Origin of the sequence: Streptomyces huiliensis, from assembly GCF_020037025.1 — a bacterium.
GTDB lineage: Bacteria > Actinomycetota > Actinomycetes > Streptomycetales > Streptomycetaceae > Streptomyces > Streptomyces huiliensis.
Genome location: NZ_JAIQLH010000174.1, coordinates 1 through 682 on the forward strand (window position 1 = coordinate 1; position 682 = coordinate 682).

Annotated in this window: 1 protein-coding gene; it reads right to left on the reverse strand. The window is 64.1% G+C overall.

Features of this window, described 5'->3' with window-relative positions:
- Positions 1–682 (reverse strand): cytochrome c oxidase subunit I (locus JNW98_RS25545; protein WP_223770653.1); only part of this gene is annotated, 682 nt, incomplete at both ends.

Sequence of the window (682 nt, forward strand, 5' to 3'; positions counted from 1 at the left end):
ACCCCCCGGGCTCCACCACATCCCGCTCCCCCACGTTCTCGACCTGATCCCGCTGGGCGATATCCGGATGGTGCAGATCGAACGCCGGCGACTCCGACCGAATCCGCGGCAGCGTACAGAAATTGTGCCGCGGCGGCGGACAAGCCGTCGCCCACTCCAGCGACCGCCCGTACCCCCAAGGATCGTCCACGACGACCGGCTTCCCATACCGGGCCGTCTTCCACACGTTGTACAGGAAAGGCAACGTCGACAGCCCCAGCAGGAACGACCCGATCGACGACACCGTGTTCAACGCCGTGAACCCGTCCGCGTCGAGATAGTCCGCGTACCGCCGCGGCATCCCCGACGCCCCCAGCCAGTGCTGCACCAGAAACGTCATGTGGAACCCGGTGAACAGCGTCCAGAAATGCACCTTCCCGAGCCGCTCGTCCAGCATCCTGCCGGTGAACTTCGGCCACCAGAAATGGAACCCGGCGAACATCGCGAACACCACCGTCCCGAACACCACGTAATGGAAGTGCGCGACCACGAAGTACGAGTCCGTGACATGAAAGTCCATCGGCGGCGACGCGAGGATGACACCGGTCAGCCCACCGAACAGGAAAGTGACCAGAAATCCGGTCACCCAGAGCATGGGCGTCTCGAAGGACAGCGACCCCCGCCACATGGTGCCGATCCAGTT